The sequence below is a fragment of the Thauera aminoaromatica S2 genome (assembly GCF_000310185.1).
In the GTDB taxonomy this organism is placed as follows: Bacteria; Pseudomonadota; Gammaproteobacteria; order Burkholderiales; family Rhodocyclaceae; genus Thauera; species Thauera aminoaromatica.
Genome location: NZ_AMXD01000256.1, coordinates 1 through 2,203, shown reverse-complemented (window position 1 = coordinate 2,203; position 2,203 = coordinate 1). Strand labels below are relative to the sequence as shown.

Here is a 2,203-nt window from a genome sequence, read left to right as displayed (position 1 = left end):
CGCCGACGCCGAGCGCCTGAGCGCGCGCACCCAGCCGCTCGACGACCGCCTGCGCGAGGCGGCCCACTTCGCCCTCGCCGCCGGCGCCGCGCGCATCGAGTGCGAGCATGTGGACGCCGCGATCGCGGCCCACCGGCGCCGCCACGAACGCATCCGCCTCGGCCACCTCGACCAGATCCTGCGCGGGCAGTGGCTGATCGACACCGCGGGCAGCCACGTCGGCCAGGTCAATGGCCTGGCGGTGGTGCCGCTCGGCGAAGACAGCTTCGCCCACCCGCAGCGCATCACCGCCACGGTGCGCGCCGGCGCCGGCGAGGTCATCGACATCGAGCGCGAGGTCAAGCTCGGCGGGCCGATCCACTCCAAGGGCGTGCTGATCCTGTCCGCCTTCCTCGCCGCACGCTTCGGCTGGATGCTGCCGCTCTCGCTCAAGGCGAGCCTGGTGTTCGAGCAGTCCTACGGTGGCGTCGAGGGCGACAGCGCCTCGCTCGCCGAGCTGGTGGCCCTGCTCTCGGCGCTCTCGGGCGTGGCGGTGAAGCAGTCGCTCGCCGTGACCGGTTCGGTGAACCAGTTCGGCGTCGTGCAGCCGGTAGGCGGGATCAACGAGAAGATCGAGGGCTTCTTCGACCTGTGCGCGGTGCGCGGTCTCGACGGCCGCCAGGGCGTGCTGATTCCGCGCGCCAACGTCTGCCACCTGATGCTGCGCGACGACGTGGTCGAGGCGGTGCGGGCCGGGCGCTTCGCCGTGTGGGCGGTGGCCGACGCCGACGAGGCGGTGGAGCTGCTCACCGGCGTGGCGGCGGGCGTGCCGGACGAGCAGGGCAGGATGGCTGCGGGCTCGATGAGCCGGCGCGTCGTCGAGGGCCTGCGCAAGCTGGCGAGGATGCAGCGCGAGTTTGCGCGGCGGGGACACGAAGACGACGCCGACGCGGCCGGGCATCGAGGCCGGCCGCACGCATCCTGACGCAGGTGGCGCGCGCCGAGAGCGGGGTCGGCACCGGCCGGACGTTTGCGGCCGTTCGGGCGATCGTCGTCGGGCTCAGCCGGCTCGCCGGCGCGCGTCGCGCAGGTACGCGACCAGGTCATTCACCGTCGCGAGCTTGCGATAGTCCGCCTCGGGAATCTCGACCGCCAGCCGCCCGGCAAGACCGACCAGGAAGTTCAGCCAGTCCATCGAATCGAGGTCGACCTGCTGGCGCAGCGGGCGCTCGGGGCGCAGCCCGGCCTCCTCGATTTCCGGAGCGATTTCCTTCAGCGTTGCGATGACGATGCTGCGCAGTTCGGTGTCGTCCATGGCGGTTCCGTCCGGAATGGGAGTTCACAGTTCCTCCGGCCGCTGCAGCAGCTCGCGCAGCTCGGCGAGGAACAGCGCGCCGCGGTGGCCGTCGGAGACGCGATGATCGGCGGCGAGGCTGGCGGTGACGACGGGCATCACGCACAGCTCGCCGCGGTCCTCGCGCACCCAGGGCCGCAGCGCGATGCGGCCGAAGCCGACGAGGGCGACCTGGGGCGGATAGATCACGCCCGCCACCGCCTCCACGCCCTGCTCGCCGAGATTGGTGACGGTGACCGTCGGATCGCCCATCTCCGAGCTGCGCAGCGAACCGGCACGCGTGCGCCTGACCAGGTCGGCGAGCTCGCGCATCAGCACATCCAGCGGCTTGTGGTCCACGTCGTGCAGCGCCGGGGCGATCAGGCCGCCCTGGCGCAGCGAGATGGCGACGCCGACGTGGATGCCCTGCGCGGCGACGAACTGGCCGTCGCGGTGGAAGCCGTTGAGCTCGGGGTACTTGCGCAGCGCCAAGGCAACGGCCTTCAGCTGCAGCACCGCCATCAGCAGGCGCTCTGTGATCGGGCGTCCCGCGTTGGCGCGGCCGAGCCAGTCCTGCGCGCGCGCCATCGGCACGGTTTCGAACAGGTAGTAATGCGGGATCTCGCGCTTCGAGCGGCTCATCGCCGCGGCGATGGCGCGGCGGGTCTCGGCCTGGCGCTCGGCAGCGGAGATCGGGCTTGGCGTCGCCGCGGGTGGTGAAGCAGGCAGTCGTGCAACCGCCACGGCACGCTCCACGTCCTCCAGCGTGACCGCGCCGCCCGGGCCGCTGCCCGACAGCGCGGCAAGCTCCACTCCCAGCGCCTCGGCGCGCTTGCGCGCGGCGGGCGAGACGCGCAAGCGCCCGGCCGGCGCGGGCGAGACGTCCGGCGC

The 2,203-nt window shown here is 72.9% G+C and carries 3 protein-coding genes; 1 reads left to right on the top strand and 2 read right to left on the bottom strand.

Annotated elements, in window-relative coordinates; genetic code table 11:
- Window positions 1–964 (top strand): Lon-insertion domain-containing protein (locus C665_RS19345; protein WP_004328526.1); only part of this gene is annotated, 964 nt, incomplete at its 5' end.
- A 75-nt stretch (window positions 965–1,039) separates the two neighbouring features.
- Here C665_RS19345 and C665_RS19340 read toward each other — a convergent pair.
- Both C665_RS19340 and C665_RS19335 read right to left on the bottom strand, forming a co-directional pair.
- Window positions 1,040–1,294 carry an acyl carrier protein gene (locus tag C665_RS19340; protein WP_004328524.1) on the bottom strand — a complete coding sequence of 85 codons (255 nt, stop codon included), beginning with the start codon at window positions 1,292–1,294 and terminating at the stop codon, window positions 1,040–1,042.
- Window positions 1,295–1,318: 24 nt separating this feature from the next.
- Window positions 1,319–2,203, bottom strand: an 885-nt coding sequence (locus C665_RS19335; RefSeq protein WP_004328523.1) for a dihydrolipoamide acetyltransferase family protein, incomplete at its 5' end; no start/stop codon positions are given.